The organism is Candidatus Nitrospira nitrosa, from assembly GCF_001458735.1.
GTDB lineage: Bacteria > Nitrospirota > Nitrospiria > Nitrospirales > Nitrospiraceae > Nitrospira_D > Nitrospira_D nitrosa.
Genome location: NZ_CZQA01000008.1, coordinates 342,260 through 368,353 on the forward strand (window position 1 = coordinate 342,260; position 26,094 = coordinate 368,353).

The window sequence follows — 26,094 nt, forward strand, 5'->3', positions numbered from 1 at the left end:
TTTTTTTCCTCCCTGAAGATGCCATGACCTTTCTTCTGAGCCTGAGGGGATTGGCAACGCCTTGAACCTGATGCGACGTGGGGAGTTGAGGATCGGGATTTCGAAAGGACAAACCTTCTCGCTGAGCAGCCCTCACAATTTTCGCAAGCAAAAGAACGAATGAGGAAGGGGAGAAGTCGACACTTTCCACTTTTCCTCAAGGATTACTGCAGCACAGGCACGAACGCGCGGAACATTGAGTGGCCGTACGTGGCCTTACACCGTGAGGTGCTGCCTGACCATATCGGCGCTCAGCTCGTCGCTCTTGCCCTGCGCCATCACCGCTCCTTTAGCCATAATGACGTACTTCTCTGCCAGGCGCGCGGCAAAATGGAGGCCCTGCTCCACCAACAGAATGGCAAACCGGCGCGACTGTTTGAACCCGATGATGACGTCCTCGATTTGGTCGACGATCGACGGCTGAATGCCTTCAGTGGGTTCATCCAGCAACAAGAGTTTAGGGCTTGAGAGGATGGCCCGCCCGATCGCCAGCTGTTGCTGCTCACCGCCACTGAGCACACCCCCAGGCCGGTGAAGAATCTGCGTCAGCTTCGGGAACAACTGATAGACCTCGTCGAACGCGTCTTTTTCGGAGACGTCTCCGCTGATGACCGGACGATTCCAATAGCCGAGCTGCAGATTTTGGTACACCGTCAAATGCGGAATGATCTCACGGCCCTGCGGAACATACGCCAACCCTTGTCGCGCCCGGAGATCCGTCCGGTCATGGGTGATCTCCACCCCATCGAACGTGATCTTGCCTCCCCGCACGGGAAGCAACCCGGTCAGCGTTTTCAGCGTCGTGGTCTTGCCGACCCCGTTTCGCCCCATAAGACACACGACTTCACCCGGGTCAATCGTAAAGGACACATTCCGGAGAATATGGCTTTCCCCGTAGTAGGCATTGACGTTCTCCAGCGTCAGCGTGACCCGTTTCGTGTCCTGTACCATGCGTCACCCCACTCCTTTTCTCGACTAATGGGCGACTTTTGCCCGTCCAAGGTAGATGGCGCGGACGTGTTCATCCGCTTGCACGGTTTCGACCGTGCCTTCGCACACGACCGTCCCTTCAGCCAGCACGGTGACGATGTTCGCGATCTGTCTCACAAAGTCCATGTCATGCTCGATCACGACGATCGCTTGTTTCCCCGAGAGTTTCGTCAGTAACTGACCGGTCTGCTCCGTTTCCTTGTCGCTCATGCCGGCCACTGGCTCATCAACGAGGAGGAGAGATGGATCCTGCAAGATCACCATCCCGATCTCCAACCATTGCTTCTGCCCGTGCGATAAGGAACCGGCGCGATCATGGGCATGCTCCATCAATCCAATGGTTTCCAACGTCTCATCAATCCGTTCACGTTCCGCAGGAGTCGACCGTCCCATCAAGGTCGGAAATACGCCCTTGCTCGCTCGCTTGACCGACAAATCTAAATTCTGCCACACGGACAAGTTGGCATAGATGGATGGGGCTTGGAACTTCCGTCCCACGCCGAGCTTCGTGATGTCCTCCGCATTCTTGCCGACCAGATTGATCCCGTTCCCGAACAGGACCTTGCCCGACGTCGGCTTGGTTTTCCCACAGATCACATCCAGCAAGGTGGTCTTGCCGGCCCCGTTGGGACCAATCACGACACGGAGCTCGTTGTAATGGACGCTAAAGTTGCAATTGTTCAACGCCTTGAATCCGTCATAATCCATGACGACGTTTTGGCAGTTCAGAATCAGATTGTCGTCCGTCACGCTGCGGTACTCCCTTCCGCTTTGATCAACGGTGCTGGGGTCTTTTTTCGCTCGGTCAATTTCCTGATCATCCCGAGAAGCCCGTCCGGAAACATGGTCACCACAATCACAAAGAGCCCCCCGAGGATAAACGGCCAGGCCTCCGGGAAATAGTTCGTTAAGACACTGCGGCCATAGTTGACGGCCACCGCCCCCAAGATCGCCCCAATCAGTGTCCCGCGCCCACCAACCGCCACCCAGATCACCACTTCCAGCGACGGCAAGACCCCGATCTGAGCCGGGGTGATGATGCCGACCTGCGGCACATAGAGCATTCCTGATAGCCCCGCGAGCCCGGCTGCCACGACAAACACGAACAGCTTGAACATCCAGGGCGTGTATCCTGAAAAGGTCACACGTGATTCACTATCTCGTATGGCAATCAACACCTTCCCCGCTCGTGATGCGACAATCCATCGACAGAAGAGATAGGCCGCGCCCAGGGCCAACACGGTCATGATGTACAACCACCGTTGCGTCGAGGGATCGGACAGCCGGTAGCCCAACAACTGCTTGAAATCCGTCAGTCCGTTGGTTCCACCAAGTCTGGTCTCATTCCGGTTGAACACCAGCCAGGCCGCAAACGCCAAGGCCTGCGTGATAATGGCAAAGTACACACCCTTGATCCTGCTGCGAAACGCGAGAAACCCAAATATCGTCGCGAACAGGACAGGAACAAGAATCGCTCCCAAGAGAGCACCGGCAAAACTCTTGAACGGATACCAAAAAAACGGCAGTTCCTTGACCTGCGTCCACACCATGAAGTCTGGGAGCTCACTGCCATAGACGCTCTCTTTCCCGATCTGCAGCGCCAGATACATCCCCATGCAATAGGCGCCGAACCCGAAAAAGACACCCTGGCCCATGCTGAGCACACCGCAATAGCCCCAGATCAGGTCGAGCCCAAGCGCGAGAATGGCAAAACAGAGAAACTTGCCGAATTGATTCAATCGAAAGTCCGAGAGATAGAGCCAGGAATCTTCGCTAGGCAACACATTCAATACAGGCAAGACGACCAACAACACGAACCCTGCGACATAAAAGGATAACGTTTCGCGGTTGTTTTGGTGAGTGACCACTGGTTCAGGCATCAGCGTTGCGTCCTTTCGCGGCAAACAGGCCTTGCGGTCGCCATTGCAGGAATAAAATCACACCCACCAAGATAAAGACTTTTCCATAGACCGCTCCGCTGACCGGTTCAATCAATTTGTTCAGCCCGCCGATTCCCAACGAAGCCCAGATGGTTCCGGCCAGTTTTCCGACTCCACCCGTCACCACGACCATGAAAGCATCGACGATATAGTTCTGCCCGAGTCCGGGATCGACATTTCCCACCATCGTCAGCGCCCACCCTGCGATACCAGCCAATCCAGACGCGAAGGCAAATGTGTACGAATCGACTTTTCTGGTCGGAATACCGAGACACGCACTCATGTTGCGATTTTGTGTGACGGCTCTTACGCGAACCCCAAGATTGGATCGGAACAAGAGGAAATAGATCCCGAGGACACAGATGATCGACAGAATGATGATAAAAATTCGGTTAAAGGGAAGATACACCCCAACCATGACTTGCACTCCGCCTCGCAAGGCTTGTGGGGCAATGACAGCGGTCAAATCACCGAAGTACACACGAGCCGCCTGCATCAGGATTAAGCTCACACCCCAGGTTGCCAAGAGAGTTTCGAGCAGTCGCCCATAGAGAAAACGAATCACGGTGGCTTCCAGCACTAATCCGAACAGGGCAGCCGACAAAAACGCGACGGGCAAGGCCACGGGGAAATACCAATCGAAGCTCTCTGGAGAAAACCAGGCGATGAACGCCTGTTGGGTCACAAACGTGGCATAGGCTCCCACCATCATTAACTCGCCGTGCGCCATGTTGATGACGCCCATCAAGCCGAAGACGATGGCTAACCCCAGAGACATGATCAAGAGAATAGAGCTGAGGCTGATGCCTCGGAACAATGTTTCAACGGCACCTGCCCACCAACTCCAGGAATCGATTTGTCCGATGGACGCTTGGGCTGAATCCGCCAAGGCTCGCTGTTGCTCGGTAGCTCCACTTTGCGTTCCTGCTTCCAACAATTCCTTGAGCGCCGACAGCCCATTCTGACTCCTGAGTTCTCCGAGTTTCTTGACGGCTGACAGTTTGACGGCATGATCCTCAGACCGAAGCTGGATCAGCTGGGCAGACTCCTCCATCGTATACTTGACCCACCACACCTGTTCCTTTGCCGCAGCCTCTTCAAGCCATGTAGTGGCCTCCGGCCGGCCGGTGCCCACTAGATCTGCGGCGGCGGAGCGTCTGGTATCCGCCTGTTCACTGGTCAGATTTGCATGGTTCTTAAGCAGATCGATGACCGGCTTAATGGCTTGCCGAGTAGCCCGATCAGCCTCGGCACGAATCTCATCGAGTTTAGGCAGGAGACTGGCATCTCCTTTTTCAATGAGAAATGCCGCCGCCGCGCTCCGGACTGCCGCATCTTCACTCTTGATATCAATGAGCGCTTGTTCAATTGGATTGGCCGGCGAAACCAACCCTAAGGCGGCAGAGGGCACCCCATCGGCAGCCAGTGTTGACGTGGAGAGAATACCTATCGGGAGGATGGCCGAAAGAGCGAGTGTAAAGACATATTTCGAGACAGGGTCCAGACCTATCACCAAGATGACCTCCTTACAGGACAGCAACAGTCGGTACAGATCCGGAGACTGACCTCTCTCAATCGAGAGAGGTCAGCGCATCCCAACAAACACCGGACTCACTATCCAGAACGACCGTGACACTCAGAGCCGCTCTGCAGCCCCAGTCTTATTTCTTTTGATAGGTCCCTTGATGACTGATCCAGTCGCAACCCTTTTCCGGGTTCGTATACTCACTCCAGGGTTCAGGCTTGACGAGCCCTTTGGACCGGTGAACAACCTTAAATTGGCCGTTTTTCAAAATCTCACCGATCAGCACCGGTTTGTGGGTATGCTGGTTGCAGCAATCCATCATGATTTCCCCACCCGGTGCCAGGAACTTCTGGTTGTACACCGCCGCACGCACCTTATCGACTTCGATTGAGCCGGCCTTCTCAACCGCCTGCTTCCACACATACACGCCGAAATAGGCCGCCTCCATCGGATCGTCCGTCACCCGATTCTCGCCATCCGGCAGATTGTTCTTCTTGCAATAGGCTTTGAAGCTCGTCACAAACTTCTTGTTCTGCGGCGTGTCCACGCTCTGATAGTAATTCCAGGCGGCCAAATGCCCGACGAGTGCACTGGTATCCATGCCGCGCAGTTCGTCTTCCGCCACGCTGAACGCCATGATCGGGGCATCTTCCGCACGCAAGCCCTGGTTGCCGAATTCCTTATAGAACGGGACATTGCTGTCCCCGTTGATGGTACTGATGACCGCCGCCCCTCCACCGGCGGCAAACTTCTTAATCTTGCCGCAAATGGTTTGATAGTCCTGGTGGTGGAACGGGGTATATTCTTCCTCGATATTGGCGGCAGAGACCTTCTTGGCCAACAGCATCGCACGAAGAATTTTGTTGGTCGTGCGCGGATAGACATAGTCTGTCCCGAGCAGGTAGAACTTCTTGTAGCCGCCCCCTTCGGGACTCATCAAGTATTCGACCGCCGGCGCCGCCTGCTGATTGACGGCCGCCCCGGTGTAGAACACATTTCGGGAGCACTCTTCGCCTTCGTATTGGACGGGATAGAAGAGCATCCCATTATTCTTTTCGAAGACCGGCAGCACCGATTTGCGGCTGACTGAGGTCCAGCAGCCGAACACCACCGAGACTTTATCTTCGAGGAGTAACTGCTTGGCCTTTTCTGCGAAGAGATCCCAATTCGAGGCCGGATCGACGACTTTGGCCTCAACCTGCCGACCCATCACACCGCCCGCCTTATTGATCTCCTCCACCGCCATCAAGACGACATCGCGGAGCGAGACTTCGCTGATCGCCATCGTGCCGCTCAAGGAATGCAGGATCCCGATCTTAATCGGTGGGCCACCGGCCGCGTAAGACAGCGCATAGTTGCCCAGGTTCCCTAATAGCGCCGCCACGCCGACTCCGGCCGCGACTCTCCCGCTCCGTCCAAGAAACTCTCTTCTCGACGACCCAGTCTGTTCCGTAGTGGCAGTGGCTTTTTTGATGCCTGGTACATCTTGAGGCAGGGTTTTGTCCATGTTGCATCACTCCTTATTCGAATGCGTGAGTTGCAGACTTCCGGTGGATGCCGTTCTCCTCGAATCCTGTCCAGACCAGTCCCCTGCACGGGCGCCAGTGGTTCGTCCTTGAGCCTTGTTCAACACAATTTCGGCACAAGACTAGACTGACCGACTTGGCCCATGCTCAGACGCATTCCCTCCTTTCGCAACAGGATCTGAACGCTGGTGGAAATCAGGCGACACATACGTGAGGCATATGAACAACGCCTTAGAGCCGGCGTCACAGGCCATTGGGAGGTAGATTTACTCAAATCTGACATAGGCTCCGACACAAGTACGCCCATAAAGACTCGCCCGACAATTTGGATGCAAGAGTGTATACATTACTATTCACCGCGTCAAGGACTGTTCCTTATCGATTGAAAAAGGCTGCTGCTTGCAAAGCCAAGCTGAAAAACCACTCCCGCCAATACAACTATTTCGTCTTCCTCTTCAAAAAACAATCTCTACACGTGCGGTCAAGACTCCGTCGAAACCTCAGCGATCGGATGAGTGGCAAGCCGCCAGGTCTGCTGAGATCGGTTATCTGCACATCCTTCTCCGCAACAAAACGATCCAACCCTGCCGTCGAATACTTTCAACAGAGCCAGTCCATTAGGCCCCTCACCTATGCTCGTTTTGGTTCGTTCACGACGGGAAGATCGACCACACAGCACGAAGAAAGCCGACTCTTGATTGACGTACGAAGATCCGAGATCTGCCGAGAGTCGACACGGCACATTTTTGTTTTTACCGACTCTTCCTGCTACACTACGTATCGTTTTTCACACACGAGCACACAATACGATGAAGCACACACCATCCCGATCATTCACGTTGAAGTTGAGCCTGCTCATACTGGGCGGCCTACCTCTCTTGATGGCCGGGTGTGCCGGCTCACACCCAACGACCCCGATTCAGGAGACTTCCATTGGGTCGGTCTTCCTCGAGCCTGTTTCAGACAGCTCCTTCCAGGCGTCACACCCCATCAAGCTGTCAGAAACGACTGTTGGAGATGTCTTACGAGGCATCCACACTAAAGAAAAATCCGGACTTCTGTTACTCCTCGGCAAAGCCGCGAAATCGACGAACTTGAACGATATTCGGACGTTCTCCGAGGATGAGATCGCCTTCCTGACTCCGCATATTACCGCTGCCCTGGCCCAAGCCAATGCCACGCAACGCATTGGGTTCCGCATCTATTCCACACCGCACCTCGCCCCATCCGCCAAGACCGCTCAACAGCGGGAGACGACTGCGGGCTACCTGTTCGCGGACGGCCTGTCCTTGCATGTTACCTTGACGCAATACCGCCACTATCCGGGGAAGCGACCGACCGCAAGTCAAAAGGAGCCACGCCCGCTCCCGGACACCGATGGTCTCCGAGACCGAGAGGTGACGTTCTTGCCGGAAGGAGCGGTTCGCTCTGACGTCTATGATCGATCGAGTTGGATTGGAAAATCAGAAGATCGGTCGCTCGCCATCGATTATCAACTCTTGGCCAGGCTGCTCACGCCTCCTCCACCGCCCGTTCCAGCTCCACAACCGGTCCCGGTGGTGACGGCACCGCCTCAAGCCCAACCGGTCGTGAAGCAGGATACTGAGCTGCAGGCGTTTAAGGAAGAAATGAAGGCGCTGCGAAAGAAAGTTGACGAGCAGGAAGCTGAGCTTCAGCGATTGAAGAATCCACCGCTCAAGAAAAAGCCCACTCCGTAGCCAACTATGGCAGGCTCAGCATCAGGGGTGCAGCTCCGCTTCTGAGGACCGAAGCGAGGAGTGAGCCTACTCCTTATCTATTGCGATAAGTGTTGTTTCAGGATTGAGAGGTTGGGATCGGATCTAAACTCTCCTCGAGAGGAACAGCTATTTGCAGCTCACCGTTCATTGACGGTTCCGCCTCTGCATCGATCGTCTGGACCTCCCCATCTGCAAACTGAATGTCGCTACCATCCATCGGTAAGAGTGCCTGTTCGGCCTCGCCAAGCTCTTTGAACTCACGCAGGGGGGGCAATTGCGAGAGATCGCTCAACCCAAAGTGCTCAAGGAAGAACTTGGTCGTCCCGTACATGATCGGCCGGCCTGGGACTTCTTTGCGCCCGACGATTCGCACCAGCTTTCGCTCTAACAGCGTTCGCAAGACGCCGGAGGTTTCCACGCCTCGGATTTCTTCAATCTCTCCCCGCACCAACGGCTGTTTGTAGGCGATGATGGCCAGTGATTCCAATGCAGATCGTGACAGCTTTGCCGCCGTCTTGGCCTTGTCCAATCGTTTCACCCACGAGGCATAATCCTGTTTGGTCACAAGGCGATAGCCACCAGCGACCGCCACCAATCGCACGCCCCGCCCTTCTTGATCGAGCGCCCGGCCGAGATGGTGCAAGGCCTCCTCGATTTCCCCCTTCGAGACCGTGCCGATCGCAGCGACAAGGCGAGTTGCGGGCAGCGGCTCGGCTGAGATGAAGAGCAGTGCCTCCAGAATGCCTTGGAGCTCGGCCATACTTTGGGGCCGATCATCAGTGAAGCCCTCCGAATGCGGCGCTTCATTCACCTCTTCCACCGTCACGATATCTTCCGTACCCGCAGTAATCACAGCCTCGGTGTCCGGCACATCCATCTCATCAACCGCATCCGCCGTCAGTGGCGTCATGCTCCCCTCCATTCCGCATCAACATCGTCCAGCTCTGCTGGATCGGGCACCAACGAGAACATCCGCGAGACCAGAATCGGCCCGAAGGTTTCGGCTTGGAACACGCGGGCGACTCGCAACCGCATCAATTCCAGCAACGCCAAAAACGTCACCACCACCATCATCCGATGGATCGATCCTTCAAACAGCGCCGCGAACGAGACCGAGTCTTTGCCCTCAAGCGTTTCCAGGATGAGATTCATCCGTTCCCGCACCGTGAGATTGTCGGGCACGATCTCGATGAGCCGGCTGTCCGGATTACGCTCAAGCACTTTTTTGAGTGCATCAACCAGATCGAACAATGAGACATTTTCGAGAGGAAGATCCTCTTCAGCGACTGCTTCGATCTGATAGGCGTCCTCACGCCAAAAGATCTCACGCCACATTTTCTCTTGATCATCGAGCTGCCGCGCAGCCTCCTTGTAAGCCTTATATTCAAGCAACCGACGGACCAGCTCTTCCCGCGGATCAGGCCCCTCCTCTTCGTCGTCGGTGACCTCGTCAGCGGGCAACAGCATCTTGGACTTGATTTGCAACAGCGTCGCCGCCATCACTAAAAAATCTCCCGCGACATTGAGGTTGAGTTCTTCCATCGCCTCCAGGTACTCGATGTACTGCTGGGTAATCAGAGCGACGGGAATGTCGTAAATATTGATCTCATTTTTCTTGATGAGATGGAGCAGGAGGTCCAGTGGTCCCTCGAAATTTTCGATGCGGACCTTATACGGCAGCTCTGTTTGCTCAAACCCGTCGGCTTGGGATTCCACGGCCTGGTTATATCAACTTATGGGGAGGTGGGCAAGCCTGATTCTATATATTGGGGATAACTGACCGTACATCATTTGAGCCTTATCGCATAGGCCACAAGCAGCGCTGCCGCCACGAGCAACCCGAAGGTGAGGACATACTGACCATTCTTGGTCTGAAGGAAACCGTCAGGTTGCGGCGGCGCAAGCCGCTTTGCCTGAGTAAACAAGGGCGGATGATCGAAGCGTGCCTGAGCAAGATCGTCTTGTTGCCTGAACTCGGCATGCGAAAAATCTGCGGACCCCAGAAATTGGGAACCGGCAAACAGGGCTTCCCCCGTGAAAATCGTAAAGGTAAAGAAGGTTTCACGGCTGAAGATCGCGTCGCGAAAACTGATACGACTCTTGAAGTGACTGCCGGAAAATCCTGTCCCCAATCCGAACCTCGACCGTTCAAACTCCACCGGCTGTTCACCTGTGACTTCCAAAAATTCCGCCATCCCGTCGAAGAGCGCGCCGGTACAGTCCATCGAGCCTCGAAACGCCGATCGATGAAATCTCGTACTCGGACCGAACCTTGTCTCTCGACAGGCCAACGGGCCGACAAATTGTCCTTGAACAAAATGGGCCTCTTTTTCAAAGACAGCCCCGGAGAGATCAACCGCTTTCTGAAAAACCGACCAGGAGAGATCCACCCCTTCTTTAAATCGAGAGCCCTGAAAATCAACAGGCCCTTCAAACCGGAGGGTACTACTGACCGAACGATGACGTACCGCTCCCTGTACTATGGAATCTCGTATTCTCAGTCCCGCAGGAACCCGACGCTCCTCCTCGCTGCGGGCAGGCTTGCCCTGACTCGGGAGCTCGGATGTCATCGATGATTGAGGAATTGCCTGAGGAGTGAGGCGATCAAACAGGATATCCCCCTGAATAATCACCCCAACAAGATCGACGGAATGCCCTTTCCGAAGCGCATCCACAATCCTTTCGCCGCGTAGGCTATGCGCATCCCGCTCCGCCTGCGTACAGGTAGGCGGGAGATGGAGGACAAGTCCAACCTCTTCTGCTTTCGTCGCTTCTCCCTCGGCCACACAAGCGGCGCCGACGTCAGACACACCAAGACTGATCGCAAAGGTGACCACTAGGACCGCCCCTACATAAGTCTTTCTTTTCCTGAACATGAGAATCTGCACAAGCGCTGAGCGAGCGCGCCGACGGGGAGTCTTGTCTTCCAGCTGAATGACGAGGAGATACTGAAGAAACGCCCGAACATCGCTGCTGGATCGACTCATATTCCAGCAGCGATACAGGACAGTAAGATTAGACCCAAGGCTGAAATCCTTACCCGTACGATAGGTTCCGTGTACCTAACGGCGCGAGCAGAGACTGTACCGGGGCTATCACCAAACTCCGGCCAACTAACTATGCCGATAATCGTCGTCCAGCAATTCTTCGGACTTGTCGATAAGCTCATCCCCGTCATCATCCGTGTCGAGATCCAACTCATCTCGCACGTCGTCTTCGTCGAGCTCATCCTCCATCTCTAACTCATCATCAACGACATCTTCATCTTCCAAATCAGCCTCATCCGGCTCCATCGGCATGGCCGGCTTTACCGAAGAGAGAGCCTTTCGAGGAGTCATCTCCTCTTCATCCGCAACAGGCTTGGCCGGTGCGCTCGAAGGGATGGACTTCTGGGGCGTCTTCTTGGCTGGCCTGGCAGCCGTTTTCTTCGCCGATTTGCCGGCTGGTTTCTTGGCCGCCGGTTTCTTCTTCGGGGCGGGCTTGGACGCCTTGACAACCGCTCGCTTCTTCACGGCCTTCTTCACCGCTGCCTTCTTCGTTACCACTTTCTTAGCTACTGCTTTTTTCTTCGGCAACGATACGGCCTTTTTCGTCTTGGACGACGCTTTCGCGACGGCTTTCTTCTTTTTGTTCGCCATTCCGATCCTCCTCTTCGTTTCAGCGCGGCGCAACGGCCTCCATCTAGCATGAACGAACAGGCTCTTGCAACCACCTCCATCATGATTTCTACGACCCTCCGCAACTCTCATTACTTTGGGTCCAATCAGAAACTCGCGCGCCGCCGATGACGAGAAAGATGAACGCCGCCGGGCGCCTCAGACACACAGGTCAAACACTCAGACGGCAACATGCTATGATGAAGGCCCGGAGAAGACACAGCTGAATCCTTAGCTATTTTCAAGGCTCTTACTCAACTATCAATACATCGCACTGAGGAGTATGACCCCTGTGAACCGACTGCACATCCTGACCATCGCCCTAGGGATTGGGGCTACTGTGGGAGGGCCGGCCCTTGATTTTTCTCCAGCCACACAGATTCTTATGGAAAATGGCTCGCCCTATTACGTTCCGGCTGCCGCGACTGTGGTGAGTGGCACACCCATCCGCTGGGAGAATCCAACACCAACGCACCACACGGTGACGCATAATGGCTGTGTGAACGACGAGAGCACCTGCCTCTTCAATTCTGGAACGGTTCCCCCAGGGGGACAGTTTACCATTCAAGGCCTCCCTCCTGGTCGATATGCCTATCACTGTGGAATCCATCCCATTATGCGCGGGCAGCTGATCGTGACCGAGGATTCCTCAACCCCCGCTCGCTTGTAAAACAGCACCCATTGCCGGCTTGCAGAGATGCCGACCGCTCCTGTAGCTTACCGACTGTTCTACACAGAGAACTTGTGATCATGAAAGCCGTTGCCGCCATCCGCGATCCATTGATCCTGACCGGAGAAACACTGACCCTATTGGCCTGGCATATTCCGGACCTGGTCGCCTACCAGCACCAACCTGACGAATGGTGGTTGGCTCCACTTGATGACGACCTCCCGTTGATCCGGCTGAACCAGACCGGGTTGGACCTGCTCAAGGCCATGAATGGTCATACAGCCGTGGGAACTCTTCTTGAGCAATACGGCACGAAGATCTGCGGGCCCGATGGGCAGCCTGGGTCCTGGCACTTGGCACGATGGGCGACCCCCAACTATTCTCTCTGCTATTACGGGACTGAACCACCTGGAGGCCACAGACACAAAGCCAAGTGGGATGTCCTGCTTCAACAAGTCCGTGAAGGCTGGTCCGGGCAAGACGGCTTCGAAGGTGAGCACCACCTGGAAGAATTCCATCACCACGAGCTGACCGAGAGCTCGGAGGACGACGGCCATTTTGATCTGATTGAAACTACTGTCTCCCATCTCTTCCGAGAACCCAGCGAGGCTTTGGACAATCTGACTTATGGTCGACTGCTCATGCGACAACTCAGGCGACTCGGCTGGTTCACGCCTAAGCCGAAAGTCCTGCTGGAGATCGGGGGTGGCCTCGGGTACCTTGCACAGGAACTCGGGAAGGATCTGCTCCCATTTGAGAAGCAAGGGATCAACTACCTCTCGCTCGATATCACCCAACCATTTCTGAAACGCCAAGTTACTCGGGCCAAAGCAGGCGGATGGGCTGTCACCGGCACCAGAGCCAATGCTGAACAGCTGCCCTTTGCCGATCTCTCTGTTGATCTGGTGATCGACAATGAAAATATGGCTGACATGACGCCGGTGCAGCTGAGTAAGAAGGAACTGGTATCTGGAACCGGAGAAACCCCACAACATCAGGAAGCGCTCGATTGGATCAGGCGGCTTCGCCTCCCCATCGAGGTCAACCCACCGGACTCGGTGATCTTTAACGTAGGGCCGATTCGCTTTGTCGCCGAATTGTGGCGGGTCCTCAAACCGGGTGGGCGAGCGTTTCTGACCGAGTTCGGCATCGAAGAAGGCTGGCCGGCTCCTGTGAAGTTACCAGGCCACACCGAGTACGAAGTGCAATACAGTCACCTGCGACAAGCCGTGCGCTGGCTGGGGTTCCAAGAACGCTATCTATCACTCCCACAGTTTCTCGGCCTCAAGCCAAACACAAAAGTGCTCTGCACCGGTGCCACCTATACCATCCAGCGATTCTGTCAGGCCATCAACCATCCTTTCGCCGTGCGTGCCTACAGCGAAAAGGAATTACAACAGGCGCTAGGCGACATCCTCCCCAAGCTGCAAGGCCTCCATTACCACGACCTTGCCGACCCAGCCTGGTTCGGCCTGCAAGATTTTAAGGTGTTGCTGCTGGAAAAGCCGGGCGGCGCGCCAAAAGCCCAGTTCACCGAGAACAAAGGCTATCGGTGGTATTCGCAGAAGTGAGGGCTTGAGGGTAGCCTGGGTCGCTCTCAGTGCTCGCTGACCGCGCTCCCGTCGTACCCGATGGACCCAGAGCGGCTTTGAGAGAACTCACCAGAAGCATCTCGAGGCAAGAAGGCAAGCAGAGGACGGAGATGGCCTGGTCGTCTTCTCAGGAAGATCGACCAGGCCGCTGCGGTTATTTCGATCGCCCTTTTCCACCCCTGGTCTTCACCGTGTAGGTGACAGCTACCGTATTGCTCAGCCCCGACTCATTTCCCACTTGATCGACGGCAGTCACGCCATAGGTGTAGAGCGCCCCGCCTGTCCCCGTCCTATCGCTGTAGGAAAGTTCGGTAGTCGTCCCCAACAACACCCCGTTGCGGTAGATGTAGTAACTCTTCAGACCTGAACCACTGTCGGACGCCGCGTTCCAGGAGAGGGCCACCCCTCCAGTTTGCACGGCTGCCCCCGTCAACCCACTCGGAGCCGTAGGGGACGACGCATCGACATTGATCTGGGTCGTACCCACACCATCCTGACTGTGAATCGGATCCTGGCCGTCGCCATCATGAGCCGTAAGGGTCACAGTACCGGAACTCGTTGGAGTCACCGTCACGGTTGCCGACCCCACTTGCCCGGAGGTGAGCGGTCCTACAGATCCCGGATTCACGCTGCCGATCCCACTGGTCGACAGGACAAAGGTCGTCCCATTACAACCACTTGAGTCGCGATTCGTGATTTGCCCGCTTAAGGACACGGTACTTCCTGGTTTCACCCAAACAGAAGCCGGCGTAAGCGACACCTCTGGCGGGTTCGCGGCACAACCGAACGACACCTGTACCGTAGCACTGCCGCTCCCGTTCGTCACCGGCACGACGGTAATCCCATTCGCGTTGTCCATGAACAGTCCCGTCGTGGACAGGGATTGGAGGAAATAGGTGTAGCCATACCCTGATCCCTTATAGCGATGAACATTCACCCCCTGCGTGTAGGTGGAGGGCAGGCTTGCATCCCATCCTGTCGCCTGCCGATACGAGAGGTAGTAATACTCATTGGTGTTCGGCTTGAAAATTCTCAACGCCTGCGGGAGAGTGCCGTCCGGCGTCGTTCCGATAGCCCCCAGTTGATATGACCCGGACGTCGTGACCGTCTGCACGGCATTGGGAAAGACGTTGAGCCACCCCATCTGGTGCAGATGCGGGCTATTGAAGTTGCGCAGCGCCCTCGAGCTGCCCATAGGATCCGAGGAATCGCCATACTCCACGTTCATCACCCCGTCATTTTCCGGGTCTGTCCCAGCATGTGCCATATTGAGGTTGTGGCCCAACTCATGGGCATACACCATCATGGACTGGGGCTCAGCGATATAGGACTTACTACCACCAATATAGGCCAACCCAGCCCAGCCGCAGTCCGGCAACTGTGAATGGGGCGGCAACACATAGATACGGTGTTGATAGAGCGTCAAATCGATACCAGCCGCCTGAGCCGCGCTGTCGGCAGCATTCCCCCACGAGGACCAGTTACAGCCGACCTTGGATAGGGACAGGTTGAACGGTCCCACCACATCCGGCTGCCCGTTGCCGTCGGTATCGGTCTTGAACGTCACTTGCCCGTAAGAGCTGTTGAGATACAGCGCTCGCATAGATTGCGTCGCGGTAAAGATCTTGTCTCCCACGTAGGCCGGTGTATAGGTGCACGCCGTCACGTCACTGCAGAGTGTCGCGTCATTCAGATTGACGAGAATGGCGATGGCCGTCCGCTCGGACAGCACCGGCGCCGTCGCCGTGCTGTCCTGTGTGGTGGTACCACCGGAATCCAGTGCGGCCACATCCTTGACCCAGACCACGGAGTTCTGCTGCCGCCCACGCACCGTGACCCGTCGCCCCGTGAGCAGACCGACCGACGAAGGGTCATCGAAACCGAGCTCAAACAGTTCATGCGTCGTAACGTTCCGCACGAAATAGCGAACGAAGGAATGGGCGACGTCGGCACCATCTCCATGAATCACCTCCACATCGCCGTCGAATTTCACAGGCTGCCCACCGACAAAGGGCTGGGGCCTGCCTTGTCCCAGCAACTGATGGAGGTCGCCCTCATGCGCGTAGGCGGTTCCAAAGAGTCCTAGCATGAACAAACCGGTCACCATTCCACTCACTGCCGACGATCTCGTGCTCCGCGTCATACAACACCTCCGTGAGTTCGTAGAATCCCTCACATCGACTAGTCGCGAGCGCGTCGCCCCCTCAATCACTTCGTCCCTGGAACGGATCGAGCGACGCGGACGCATCTGACACGTGAAACCGGTGCGGCGAACGGCACAGCACGAGCGTGATCAATACCATCGATTCCCTCACTCTGTTAGAGATTGACGGATCAGAATACGTACGGTCTTGGGAGGTCAGCCCCCTTGGCCGCATGAGCGAGAGGAAAATGAGCAAGCGACGTGCCGGTAGGTTAGGCTTCCTAAAATCCACGAGTTCGAAGAATGGGCTCCACCCTGACAGCACAAATTCGGCAAGGGATCTGGAGTAATTGTACGGTCACACCTCCGGTGGTGCCCATATTTGAACAACCCAGAGCCGCGCACCGCGTCGGAGGCTCTGTCGGTTGAGAGCCATTCAGCATCATCTCAAGCGTACGATGTCGCAATTCACGAAGGGCGTCACCCGGCTCGCCGCGTGTGGTCACCTGTCAGCACGGGCTCAGTGGCGCCGCCTGACTCAGAGCCACAACGCGACTCCGCATCATTGAGGGATGATAAATCGTGAGAACCCGGCGGGCTAGACGGCAAGACAGGCACATGGAATCTGGCTGATTATGGGAAACGCCGGTTGGACGGGACAATGAGTTTCAGGATAAGTACGCAGACAGAGGGAGAGCTGCTTTCATGATCGCCACGTCTGGGGAATCCACCTCTCCGGCTGGAATCGGCTGTCGCCGCAGGATTGCGGCGAGGCTCAAGCCAGACATGCATTCACGTAACCCTGGCCGGATGGGGCCCTCAGTTCTGAGCCATCCACCCGTTGATTTCTTCTATATCCGTGCGCGTGAGGGTCCCGCCCCAAACCCGCAGGGCGACGAGCGACCGCAGATAGTCGTAGCGAGCCTTAGCAGAGGCGAACCGTGATTTCAGGAGGTTTTTTTTGGCTTCGAGCACGGCCACGATAGTCGCCGCCCCCAACTCATACCCCCGTTGCTGCCCATCCCGAGCCTTGATCCGCGCATCCACTTCGCGCATCGTCGAGGCGATCCGCGAGTAGCCCGTTTGCGCATTGAGATAGGCCGTCCTGGTCTCCCGTTCGACCTCCCGCTGCTTTTCCAGGTGCTTGTATTTGGTCATTTCGAAGCGGGCCACGGCTTCACGCTCGGCGGCACTCGTGCCTCCCCCGGAATACAACGGCACATTGAGCTGCACCCCCAAGGTCCCCACCGTGTAGGGATCGAGCTGGCGGTTGTCGAACCCCCCGTTTTTGGCATAGATCCCCGACATCTGCAGCGACACCTGGGGCAGATGGTTCGCCCACTGACTGGCAATGGTCTTGGCCGAAGCTTCCATCGCATACTGCAACGCCTGAATCGCCGGATGCCGCCTCACGGCGTCCGTGACCCACTGGTCGGCCTGGCCGGGCACCGGCGGCAACGCCTCGTTCGCGAGCCGCGCCAAATCAGCCACCGGCACGCCGACCACCTCCCGCACCTTTTCCAGCGCCACAGCCTTGGCATTGTGGATTTCGAGTTCGCGCGTCTTGAGCGTTTGATAGTAGGCCTCGACCTCATACAGATCCGTCACCTTCGCCATCGCGCGTTCGTACATGCGGCGGATCCGCTGCATCTCGCCGTCCGTCAAGTCCAGCTCACTCTGCACATAGCCGGCTTCGTCATGCGCCTCCAAGAACTCGAGGTACCGATCGACCAAATCCGTGGCCAGCTCCATCCGGGCGCTCTCCAAGTCCTGCTCGGCCTGCTTCACGGTGAATCCCGAGCCTTGATAGGCGCGAAACGACGATAGGTCGAAGAGGGCCTGGCGGGCCTGCACCACACCGCGTAGTCCCTGATACTGCGAGGTGACATGCCCGGTCTGCCCGGTGAAACGGTTGGGGATTTCCTGGGTGAATTCGTTCCAGGAGACGAACCCCGTGCCGGAGACTTGAGGCAACAGTTTGCTGCGCGCCTGATCTTTTTGCGCCTCCGCCTGCGCCACGCCATATTTCCGGCCTTCCACCACCGGATTGGTGGCCAGAGCCAGATCGTAGAGCTGCAGCAAATTCGTCGGTGGTCCGTCGGCCGCCGCCGCCGCCGGAAGCAGGATGGTGAAGAGCCAGATGAGCCGCAATCGATTCCACATAGGTGTCTCGTCGGTACTGGGCCGCGCCATCAGCATGCCGAACCGGCTTGCCGGGCCCCCGGTTTGTGCCGGCGTTTAATCCTCGATAAAGGAGCGTTTGAAGCTGTCCGTCAGGGGTTTCAGCAAATACTGCACCAGGGTCCGTGCCCCGGTGTTGATGAGGACCTCCACGGGCATCCCCGGCACCAAGTCGAGTTCGGCCCTGCGCAATGCCTCTAGTCCCTCTGAGGAAACTTCGACGCGGGCCAGGTAGTAGGCCGTCTCGCCGCCTCGGCTTTCCTTCTTGTCTTTGCTGTCCTCGACGATCCGATCCGCCGACACACTGATCAGCGTCCCTTCGATCGTCGGAAGATCGCGGCTCTTGAACGCGCTGAATCGCACTTCCGCCACCTGTCCCACCTTGACCCGATCGATGTCGATAGGGGCCACTTGGGCTTCGATGATGAGCTTCTCATCTTGTGGCACCACATCCAGCAGCCGCCCCCCTGGAGGGATCACCGCCCCGATGGTATGCAGGGTCAACCCCAGCACCATCCCAGAAACGGGAGCCTTGATGACCGACCGGTTGACCGTACTCTCCAGCGACTGGACTTTTTCCCGCACTTCGAACAAGCCAGACTGTACCTCGCTTAGCTCTTTGGCGACTTCCCGTTGGAGGTCCTTTTGCAATTGTAAGATTTTCAGCTCGATTTCCCCGATTTGTAACTCGCTCGCCGCAATATCAGAGACGAGTTCCCCCCGCTGCCCCTCACTCTGTGCCAAGGCACGATCCATTTCCTCGACCTTCTGCTTCTCGGTGAACCCTTCCTGCAAGAGGCTCCTGAAGTCGGTGACGTCACCCCGGTAAGACTCCACGAGACGATCCTTGCTGTGCTTCTGCGCCTGGAGCCCCTCTATCTTGGCCCGAAGTTGCTCAATCTGTCGGCCATACACCGCACTCTCCCCGTCGTTGGCCGCCTGGCGTACTTTGAAGGTCTGATCCTGCAGCCGCATGGCTTCCTGCACACGCGGATCGCTTCGGTGCGCCAGCAATTCCTCGGGATACCGCACAGCCCGGAGCCCGTCGCGCTGGGCCGCCAGGCGCGCTTCCTGCGCAACCAGGATATAGAGCTGCCCCCGCAGGACCTCGAGCTGCGCGCGGGGTTGGGTATCGTCCAAGGTGGCGAGGACTTGATCATACTTCACAGGGTCGCCATCATGCACCGCGAGCGTCCGAATGATGCCTCCCTCAAGGTGCTGCACGGTTTTGCGGTAATGTTGCACGGTGATGACTCCAGGCGCCAAGGCAGCACTGTTGAGCGGCGCGAGCGAGGCCCAGGCCCCGAAGCCGCCGAAGACCACCAGCACGAGCGCCAGCCCCTGTCGGCGAATCGCTCGATCGTCACTCAACAGGCGTGGGGGACTTGTCAGCAAGTGTTCAGCCACAAGACACCGTTCCCCTCCAGACAGCCATGAGCATTCCCCTTCCCACCTTCGGCCCCAACACCACGGGTATGACAGGATCCTAGGCCGCCCCGATCGCCGGTCGTGATTGGCTCCCCTGGGACTGGGCGCGGGCCAGCGCCGCTAAAACCTCATCACGCGGACCATACACAAGCAGTTTGCCGTCACGCACGACGGCAATCTTGTCCACCACTTTCAGCACGTTCGGGCGATGGGTGACCAGGATGACCGTGCCTCCGCTCTTCTGTACTTGCTTGAGCGTCGCGGTCAGCGCTTCTTCTCCCTCCGCGTCGAGGTTGGCATTGGGTTCATCGAGCACCACGACTTTCGGGTTCCCATAGATGGCTCGCGCGATCCCGATGCGCTGTTGTTGTCCCGCCGAGAGCGCGACGCCTCCCCCGATCAGGGGCGTATCGTAGGCCTGGGGCAAAGTCAACACCATCTCGTGGATTCCCGCCCATTGCGCGGCTTCGATCACCCGCTCGGCCTCCACGTCACCGAAGCGCGCGATGTTCTCCGCGACGGTCCCGTCGAGTAATTCCACGTCTTGGGGCAGGTACCCCACATAGCGTCCCAGCTGAGTCCGATCCCAATTATGCACATCCGCGCCATCCAGACAGGCCCGCCCCCGCGCCGGAGGATAGAGGCCCAGGAGCGCCCGTGCCAAAGTGGATTTGCCCGCAGCACTCGGCCCGATGAGGGCCACCGTCGTGCCTGGCTCGATCGTCAGCGTGATGCCCTTCAGAATGGGTTCCGTCCTGCCCGGGACGGCGACAACGAGCTCTTCCAAGGTGACTTGCCCCTGGAGCTCCGGCAACGTCATGTGGGACTCCCGCTCGGGAATCGTGCGAAGCAGCGTATCGAGCCGCTGGTAGGCCTCGCGCGCGCCGAGAAACCCCCGCCAGCCCGCAATCATTTGGTCGAGCGGGGCCAGGGCCCGCCCCAAGAGAATCGAGCCGGAGATCACCAATCCCGGGGAGATATCCTTCCGAATGGCCAGATAGGCCCCGAGCCCCAGCGCCAACGATTGAATCGTCAACCGATAGGTCTTGGAGAGGGCATTGATCAAGCCCCCCTTCGTACTGGCCTGGGCTTGCAGCGCTAAGACCCGCAGCTGTTTCTCCTGCCAGCGCGCCCGCAAGCGCGGTAACATGCCCATGGCCTCCACCACTTCGGCATTGCGAAGATTGCGCTGGGTGAACTGGGTGGCCTCGATCGATTCGCGGTTCGCCTCCGCGAGATCGGCGCGGGTCGACAGCTCATTCCAAATCGCCAGGCCCGCCAGAAAGAGCATCGAGCCGATCGCCACGAGCCCGAAGTAGGGATGGAAGAGAAACATGAGCCCAGCATAGATCGGCATCCAGGGCGCATCAAAGAAGGCCAGCAACCCCGGACCGGTCAAGAATTGCCGGATCTGTAAGAGATCGTTCAGCGGTTGTGAGGTCGCTTTGGCTCCACTGCTGGCCAACGACTGCCGGAAGATCGCGTCGAAGACTCGTTCGCCCAGGTGTTCATCGAGCCGCGCACTCGTCGCCACCAAGATCCGCGTGCGGATCCATTCCAGGCCGCCCAGCACGAGAAAGAGAAACACGGCGATCCCCGTGAGCATCATGAGCGTCGACTCACTTCCGCTCATCAACACCCGGTCGTAGATAGCCAGCATGTAGATCGCCGGCACGAGCATCAGCAGATTCACGAACAGACTGAAGAAGGCCGTCGTCAGAAACGACTGCCGGCAGGCCGCGATCGCCTTCCCCAGATCGGACAAGGGGCTCATTAAACTAGCTTTTTGGAGAGGCATGCGTGGATTCGTCATCGCTGCAGTGGGTTCATAAGACAGTGGGTGTTCGTCGGTAATTACTCACATTACGAGAACACGCATGTACCCAAGGTGTGTCACCTAATTGGAAGGCTTGATGATACCTCACTCACGCAAGCAAATTCAAGCCATTCAGCCATGCCATTTACACCTATTGCGCATGCTGACGATGGATTCGGCTCACAAATGGAAGAGATTCCTTATCGTACGAGTCGCGCTGCGGAGTCACTCTTCGTCCATCCGCCGAAGCTCTTCCAGATTGGGAACCCACCATGAGATCCCAAGCTCATGACATGGCTCTCCGGTTCCCCCTCTGCCCTCAACGATACCTGGCCCACTTGGACGGGCTCCACCGCAAATTTGGCATCCAACTTCGGCCCGGTCGTACCGCCCGGCTTGGTGGTGGTTGATCGTGACCGTGAGTGTGTCGAGCCTGGGATGGCGGCGGAGTGCGTGGTTGTTCTTCAGTCGGCTCATGGGTTAAATCCGGCGTCAGCGGCCCACGTTGCCACCCGCTCATGTTGGGGCGGCGTGAACGTGACACGACTGTGGTGAACTCCTCCGCGTGAGGCCAAGACACAAACACCTCGTCAGACCTGTTCGATCCAACGAGGCGTCTTTCATAGTAACTGTTCGCTTAGGCTATCGCGCGAACTCGGTAGCCACTACGCAGAAGCCGTCTTCTGCTGAGTACCTCGGGCAGGTGCGTTCTTTAGGAGCTGGTTCAACTGCTGCACCAGCTGCGCCGCCGTATCCGGTGGCAAAGCCAAGCGGCAGATGCGTTGGCCGCCGATCGAGTCGGGTGGATTGGCGCCGCTTCGTGCGGCCTTCGCCACTGCATTCAAGCCTCCCGGTTCGATAAACCCGAATTCAACGAGCACCAACCCGCCGGCATCCGCCACCCCACTGAAATTGCACAGCACCGGCTGCGTCGACGGCTCACTCGGCGAGAGGCGAATGCCCACCTGCACACGCCGATCTGTGCCCTCCTGACCAGCAACCTGCGCCTCACTCTTGACACTGTTACCTTTGTCGGCCATACGAATACCTCATCTCTGTTGAAAAATCCTCACCAAGACAGAACGACAGACATGCCTACACATCGCACACACCACAGGGGAAAATCTTGAAGATTTCAGCAGTACAACGCAACGCCCACCGGGCATTCATCAGACAACCACCACCTCGATCAAGCCGGCACACGTCCTCAAAAACTTGGGGGTAGGCCCGTTGGCCTACCCCCGCTGTCATTGAGAGGGACAGCTCTCGACTAACTACACCAACCCGTTGACGCCCTGCCAGTCGGCCCAGCTTGTGTTCTGGCTCGAGAGTCCGAGTAGGATAATGTCGTCGGGCGTCGCCCCGATGAGTTCCTTACCTTCCCCATCGTGCCCGCCCACCAGTCGACAATTGTTGAAGTCGTCGACGGCCTCGTGAATGATACTACCGGACAGGCCGCTCGTAAGCGTTTGCCATGCCGCATCGTTCGCCTTCACCTTTGTACCGTCAAAGACGTTCGTCGAGTCGTTGTAGTCGGCGATCCAATCGCCATTCGTATCGACATCGCCGGACTTACTGCCGAAGGTATCATACGGCGATTGCGCCGTTAACCACTTGGCTGCTTCCGTGATGAGTCCGTCCGGATCGACGACGCCGTTGTTGATGTTCAACTGCAAGGCGATCGCATCGCGTGACATCTTCACCCGTTGATCGGCGTTGATCGTCGATGCGCTGGCGTTGATGAGATCCTGCGCGTCGATCAGCTCAAAGAACACGGTTGTCTCACCTGCATCTTTCAGCCCATTGTGATTGAGATCGCCGACCAGGACGCCGGCTTGGTCATTCCCGTCGATGACGCCGTCTCGGTTCGAATCGACCGGAATCAGGACGTCTTCTAGCGTTAGGACATCGTCAGCCACCAGTTTCGAGGCTAGCGTCTTGCCTTGGCTGTCCACCTCCCCATCCGTGGACGAATTGCCATCCCAGGCCCACAGGTGCTGGCTCCAGAATCCAGGCGTCAGCCCGCAGACACCTGCATCGAAGCCAAAGTAGTTGGCATCGTCCATATCGCTGACCGTGCTCCCGTTAAAGGTGGTCGATGCCGTACCGGTATCGGTGTGTTGACCAACTGTAGCAGCGCTTTGCGTGTACAAGATGTCTACTGAACCACTCGGTGCGAGGGTCGCAATCTGGTACCCAGCCAGTGATCCATTTGCATCACCGGTGAGTCCACTCAGATCAAAATCACTGTCAGACACCGTGATATCCGACAATGTGACGTTCCCCGTGTTGGTCACCGTGAACTTGAACTGAACCGGTGTTCCTTCGAACGTATTCGGCCCGGTAGCAGTATCCGCATCCACAAAGGCAGTGGCACCGTCTACCTTGACCAGCTTATCGATCACCAATGCCGGGGTCAGATTCAACGGCACCACCTCGCTGTCACTGCTCGGCCCCGTCTGATCACTGTCCGCCGTCGCCGTGTTGTCGATGTCGCCATCGCCCCCGCCGTTGCCGTCCACGTCAGCCTGGCTGATCGTGTAGGTGCTGGCGAAGTCCTTGGACGCCCCCACCGCAATGGTCTCGGCGCTGATGTTCTGCCCCGTCAACGGATCCACCACCGTCACCCCCGTCAACGTCACGTTCCCGGTGTTGCTCACCTTCACGTTGTAGTTGATGACGTCGCCCGCATCGGTCAGCCCGTTGCCGTTGGTATCCGTCACCGACGCGACGGTCTTATCGATCACCAATGCCGGGGTCTGTTCGATTGTTGACGCAGGAACTTCGGCGTTTGCCGACTTCGGCCCAGTCTGGTCGGTATCAGCCGTGGCAACATTCTGGATCCCTGAGGTTCCGTTACCAAACGTGCCGGCCGTGTTAATGTCGTCCTGGGTGACCGTGTAGGTCGTCGAGTACGTCCAGGTCTCGGTGGTCTCAAGGATGTTGTTGCTATTGGTATCCCCACCTGTGCGCGTCACCGTGGTTGCTGTGGTACCCTCAACCAGGTCGCTCACCGTAACCCCTGTCAAATCGACATCGCCGGTATTATCAACGGTGATCGTATAGACAATCTTGTCTCCGGCTTGATTCACGGTAGATCCACCATCCGAATCGTCAGGATTGAGAATGTCCGCGACCACCTTGGTGATGGTGAAATCTGGGTTAGACGGCACCACCGCAGACGCAGAAAGTGACCGATCCTGATTGCCAAGTCCCTCTACAAGCCCATTCTCGGTAAGCGCCAACAAGCGCATATGATACGGTGACCCGCTGATATCGGACGCGGTTTGCACGGTTTCCCCCTGATCATCTCGCCAATCAAGGGATGACGCGATATGCCCCCCCCACGCGAGGACAACGGCATCCGCAGTGTCCCCAGAGCCTCCTGTGTAGGTAAAATTTACAGTAATGGAGGCCTTGGTCAAATCGGCATTGTACGAAACGCCGCTGGTTGACAGCCCTGCCACTGACCCAAAGAACGTAAAGGCTTGAGCTCCCGACGGTTGCCCGGATGACAAACCATCAGTGATGCCATGACCAAATCCCGTGAGCAACTGGGAATCGCTCGGAATCCCAACGGTGGACACTCCGTTTGAGCTTAATCCGGGATCACTTTGTGGCGTGAAGAAAGTCGGGTTCACATCTGGTTCGAGAGGGTGTTTGGTACCATCAAAGGTAAAGTTGTAGCTGGTGAGGTAATCAATAGCATAGGCGGCACTATCAACGGTGTCCCACTGAATCGTTAGCGCATAGACCGCATCCGGGGTTAAATCATTGAGCACCGCGCGATAAGGGATAGCCTCTCCTTCTGCATAATGGGCCCCCTGTTCATTCAAGTTGCCGTTTTGCCACACCTCATCATCATTCCCGGTTCCGTTAGCATCAGGCGCAGGGCCGTTTCCCCATTGATCAATAGTGGCGCTCACCGCATCCGTAAACGTTGTCGACGCGACCACGGTGCCGCTGTCATCGGTCGCGTTCAGATTGAGTGTCGCGTTGCTCGCGCTGCCGTCTGTGGGAACCGTCCATGTCGTGGTGATCTTGCCGTCAGCTGCTCCGTCGGCATCACCTGCACCGCCATCCACCGCCTGGAATGAGTAGGTGTTCACGACATTATCATCACCTGGATCATTGGGATCATCCGTGATCCTGAAGGTGTAAGTCCCTCCAAGCGTGATATCTACCAATGTAATAGTGACGACCTCACCGGGACTATAATCTTGCTTATTCGTAGAGACTGATGCCATGAGACCCTCCGTTTAAGGTTAATGATTTTAGATTCAAACTCTTCTCGATCACGATCTTGCCTTGATTCATTACCCTAGGCGCTTCCATTGCCCTGGTTCGCTCCCAACTTGCCGCAATAAAAAAGGCTGATGCCCGGCAATGCCGAAACCATCAGCCTTCGTGCCGCCAGTTGGTGCGGACCAACTACGTGTCGATCTGGCTAGAGACTATGCGTCCTGCTGAGGGGCGATGACTGGCCCCTGGTGCCATGGGCGTAATTCCTGATTCACGGCTAAGCTCTGTACCCCCCCTTGCGAGAAACGAATTGTGACGGTCCCTGTGATTTTCTTCCCTGCGAGCAACCGGAGCATCTGCTCTACCCATTGAAGGGTTGGCGTGGCGACTTCCATTTTTACCTCAGAATAGCCTTCAGCTCTGATGGCGCACCAGACACTCAGGAAACCGCCGCCGCCATCAGGCGGCGTGATACATACAGAACATGAGCGCGTTTTGTCAATATACGTAAGCATACGTCTGTCAGCAATCCTAATTACGTTGACTTTCATTTCAGAGCATCGCGTGCATCGGCCGCACTCTGGCATTGACCTTGTTGCCGCAAGTG

The 26,094-nt window shown here is 57.0% G+C and carries 20 protein-coding genes; 3 read left to right on the plus strand and 17 right to left on the minus strand.

Annotation, left to right across the window (positions count from 1 at the left end; genetic code table 11):
- Window positions 1-255 precede the first annotated feature (255 nt).
- From urtE to urtA, 5 genes are all read right to left on the minus strand, one after another.
- A complete protein-coding gene (urtE, locus tag COMA1_RS10400) occupies window positions 256-990 on the minus strand; it encodes an urea ABC transporter ATP-binding subunit UrtE (protein ID WP_090747952.1) in 735 nt (244 codons plus the stop codon).
- A 24-nt stretch (window positions 991-1,014) separates the two neighbouring features.
- Window positions 1,015-1,779 carry an urea ABC transporter ATP-binding protein UrtD gene (urtD, locus tag COMA1_RS10405; RefSeq protein ID WP_218055359.1) on the minus strand — a complete coding sequence of 255 codons (765 nt, stop codon included), beginning with the start codon at window positions 1,777-1,779 and terminating at the stop codon, window positions 1,015-1,017.
- Window positions 1,776-2,909: an urea ABC transporter permease subunit UrtC gene (gene urtC, locus COMA1_RS10410; RefSeq protein ID WP_090747955.1), complete on the minus strand. Its 1,134-nt coding sequence runs from the start codon at window positions 2,907-2,909 to the stop codon at window positions 1,776-1,778. The genes urtD and urtC overlap by 4 nt, the downstream gene beginning before the upstream one ends.
- The gene (urtB, locus tag COMA1_RS10415; protein ID WP_090747958.1) at window positions 2,902-4,482 is read right to left on the minus strand and encodes an urea ABC transporter permease subunit UrtB; all 1,581 of its coding nucleotides are present in this window, start codon (window positions 4,480-4,482) and stop codon (window positions 2,902-2,904) included. Before urtB ends, urtC begins: the two co-directional genes overlap by 8 nt.
- Window positions 4,483-4,630: 148 nt before the next feature.
- The gene (gene urtA / locus COMA1_RS10420; RefSeq protein ID WP_090747961.1) at window positions 4,631-6,001 is read right to left on the minus strand and encodes an urea ABC transporter substrate-binding protein; all 1,371 of its coding nucleotides are present in this window, start codon (window positions 5,999-6,001) and stop codon (window positions 4,631-4,633) included.
- An 828-nt stretch (window positions 6,002-6,829) separates the two neighbouring features.
- Here urtA and COMA1_RS10425 point away from each other — a divergent pair.
- Window positions 6,830-7,738, plus strand: coding sequence for a hypothetical protein (locus tag COMA1_RS10425; protein ID WP_090747964.1), 909 nt, complete (start codon window positions 6,830-6,832; stop codon window positions 7,736-7,738).
- Between the two features lie 97 nt (window positions 7,739-7,835).
- Here the strand turns inward: COMA1_RS10425 and scpB are convergent, their stop codons facing one another.
- The 4 genes from scpB to COMA1_RS21075 form a co-directional block, all read right to left on the minus strand.
- Window positions 7,836-8,669 carry an SMC-Scp complex subunit ScpB gene (scpB, locus tag COMA1_RS10430; protein ID WP_176697989.1) on the minus strand — a complete coding sequence of 278 codons (834 nt, stop codon included), beginning with the start codon at window positions 8,667-8,669 and terminating at the stop codon, window positions 7,836-7,838.
- On the minus strand, window positions 8,666-9,475 hold the full coding sequence (locus tag COMA1_RS10435) for a segregation and condensation protein A (RefSeq protein ID WP_090747971.1): 810 nt from the start codon (window positions 9,473-9,475) through the stop codon (window positions 8,666-8,668). The genes scpB and COMA1_RS10435 overlap by 4 nt, the downstream gene beginning before the upstream one ends.
- A 71-nt stretch (window positions 9,476-9,546) precedes the next feature.
- A complete protein-coding gene (locus COMA1_RS10440) occupies window positions 9,547-10,746 on the minus strand; it encodes a pentapeptide repeat-containing protein (RefSeq protein ID WP_090747973.1) in 1,200 nt (399 codons plus the stop codon).
- A gap of 126 nt (window positions 10,747-10,872) precedes the next feature.
- A complete protein-coding gene (locus tag COMA1_RS21075) occupies window positions 10,873-11,397 on the minus strand; it encodes a hypothetical protein (protein WP_176697990.1) in 525 nt (174 codons plus the stop codon).
- Between the two features lie 310 nt (window positions 11,398-11,707).
- Here COMA1_RS21075 and COMA1_RS10450 point away from each other — a divergent pair, with 310 nt between their 5' ends.
- Together COMA1_RS10450 and COMA1_RS10455 are read left to right on the plus strand one after the other, a co-directional pair.
- A complete protein-coding gene (locus COMA1_RS10450) occupies window positions 11,708-12,085 on the plus strand; it encodes a cupredoxin domain-containing protein (RefSeq protein ID WP_176697991.1) in 378 nt (125 codons plus the stop codon).
- Between the two features lie 80 nt (window positions 12,086-12,165).
- Window positions 12,166-13,656 carry a class I SAM-dependent methyltransferase gene (locus COMA1_RS10455; protein ID WP_090747979.1) on the plus strand — a complete coding sequence of 497 codons (1,491 nt, stop codon included), beginning with the start codon at window positions 12,166-12,168 and terminating at the stop codon, window positions 13,654-13,656.
- A gap of 175 nt (window positions 13,657-13,831) precedes the next feature.
- On the opposite strand, the gene COMA1_RS10460 is transcribed toward COMA1_RS10455, so the two are convergent.
- The 8 genes from COMA1_RS10460 to COMA1_RS20620 form a co-directional block, all read right to left on the minus strand.
- Window positions 13,832-15,820 (minus strand): hypothetical protein, encoded by a 1,989-nt coding sequence (locus COMA1_RS10460; RefSeq protein WP_176697992.1) that lies wholly within the window; start codon window positions 15,818-15,820, stop codon window positions 13,832-13,834.
- 819 nt (window positions 15,821-16,639) lie between these two features.
- On the minus strand, window positions 16,640-17,983 hold the full coding sequence (locus COMA1_RS10465) for a TolC family protein (protein WP_176697993.1): 1,344 nt from the start codon (window positions 17,981-17,983) through the stop codon (window positions 16,640-16,642).
- A gap of 75 nt (window positions 17,984-18,058) precedes the next feature.
- On the minus strand, window positions 18,059-19,408 hold the full coding sequence (locus COMA1_RS10470; protein ID WP_090747987.1) for an HlyD family type I secretion periplasmic adaptor subunit: 1,350 nt from the start codon (window positions 19,406-19,408) through the stop codon (window positions 18,059-18,061).
- Window positions 19,409-19,487: 79 nt separating this feature from the next.
- Window positions 19,488-21,227, minus strand: coding sequence for a type I secretion system permease/ATPase (locus tag COMA1_RS10475; protein WP_218055360.1), 1,740 nt, complete (start codon window positions 21,225-21,227; stop codon window positions 19,488-19,490).
- Between the two features lie 243 nt (window positions 21,228-21,470).
- Window positions 21,471-21,722: a hypothetical protein gene (locus COMA1_RS10480; protein WP_090747991.1), complete on the minus strand. Its 252-nt coding sequence runs from the start codon at window positions 21,720-21,722 to the stop codon at window positions 21,471-21,473.
- Window positions 21,723-21,910: 188 nt separating this feature from the next.
- Window positions 21,911-22,285, minus strand: coding sequence for a hypothetical protein (locus tag COMA1_RS10485; RefSeq protein WP_090747994.1), 375 nt, complete (start codon window positions 22,283-22,285; stop codon window positions 21,911-21,913).
- Window positions 22,286-22,519: 234 nt separating this feature from the next.
- Window positions 22,520-25,492, minus strand: coding sequence for a DUF7507 domain-containing protein (locus tag COMA1_RS10490; RefSeq protein WP_090747998.1), 2,973 nt, complete (start codon window positions 25,490-25,492; stop codon window positions 22,520-22,522).
- 207 nt (window positions 25,493-25,699) lie between these two features.
- Window positions 25,700-25,882, minus strand: a complete 183-nt coding sequence (locus COMA1_RS20620; RefSeq protein ID WP_141654300.1) for a hypothetical protein — start codon at window positions 25,880-25,882, stop codon at window positions 25,700-25,702.
- Window positions 25,883-26,094 lie beyond the last annotated feature (212 nt).

Coding starts and splice junctions, on each gene's coding strand:
- COMA1_RS10485 (WP_090747994.1), bottom strand. CDS start 22,285: ATGGCCGACAAAGGTAACAGTGTCAAGAGTGAGGCGCAGGTTGCTGGT.
- COMA1_RS10490 (WP_090747998.1), bottom strand. CDS start 25,492: ATGGCATCAGTCTCTACGAATAAGCAAGATTATAGTCCCGGTGAGGTC.
- COMA1_RS10460 (WP_176697992.1), bottom strand. CDS start 15,820: ATGACGCGGAGCACGAGATCGTCGGCAGTGAGTGGAATGGTGACCGGT.
- COMA1_RS10465 (WP_176697993.1), bottom strand. CDS start 17,983: ATGTGGAATCGATTGCGGCTCATCTGGCTCTTCACCATCCTGCTTCCG.
- scpB (WP_176697989.1), bottom strand. CDS start 8,669: ATGACGCCACTGACGGCGGATGCGGTTGATGAGATGGATGTGCCGGAC.
- COMA1_RS10425 (WP_090747964.1), top strand. CDS start 6,830: ATGAAGCACACACCATCCCGATCATTCACGTTGAAGTTGAGCCTGCTC.
- COMA1_RS10440 (WP_090747973.1), bottom strand. CDS start 10,746: ATGAGTCGATCCAGCAGCGATGTTCGGGCGTTTCTTCAGTATCTCCTC.
- COMA1_RS10475 (WP_218055360.1), bottom strand. CDS start 21,227: ATGCCTCTCCAAAAAGCTAGTTTAATGAGCCCCTTGTCCGATCTGGGG.
- COMA1_RS10480 (WP_090747991.1), bottom strand. CDS start 21,722: ATGAGCCGACTGAAGAACAACCACGCACTCCGCCGCCATCCCAGGCTC.
- urtC (WP_090747955.1), bottom strand. CDS start 2,909: ATGCCTGAACCAGTGGTCACTCACCAAAACAACCGCGAAACGTTATCC.
- urtA (WP_090747961.1), bottom strand. CDS start 6,001: ATGGACAAAACCCTGCCTCAAGATGTACCAGGCATCAAAAAAGCCACT.
- COMA1_RS20620 (WP_141654300.1), bottom strand. CDS start 25,882: ATGGAAGTCGCCACGCCAACCCTTCAATGGGTAGAGCAGATGCTCCGG.
- urtE (WP_090747952.1), bottom strand. CDS start 990: ATGGTACAGGACACGAAACGGGTCACGCTGACGCTGGAGAACGTCAAT.
- COMA1_RS10455 (WP_090747979.1), top strand. CDS start 12,166: ATGAAAGCCGTTGCCGCCATCCGCGATCCATTGATCCTGACCGGAGAA.
- COMA1_RS21075 (WP_176697990.1), bottom strand. CDS start 11,397: ATGGCGAACAAAAAGAAGAAAGCCGTCGCGAAAGCGTCGTCCAAGACG.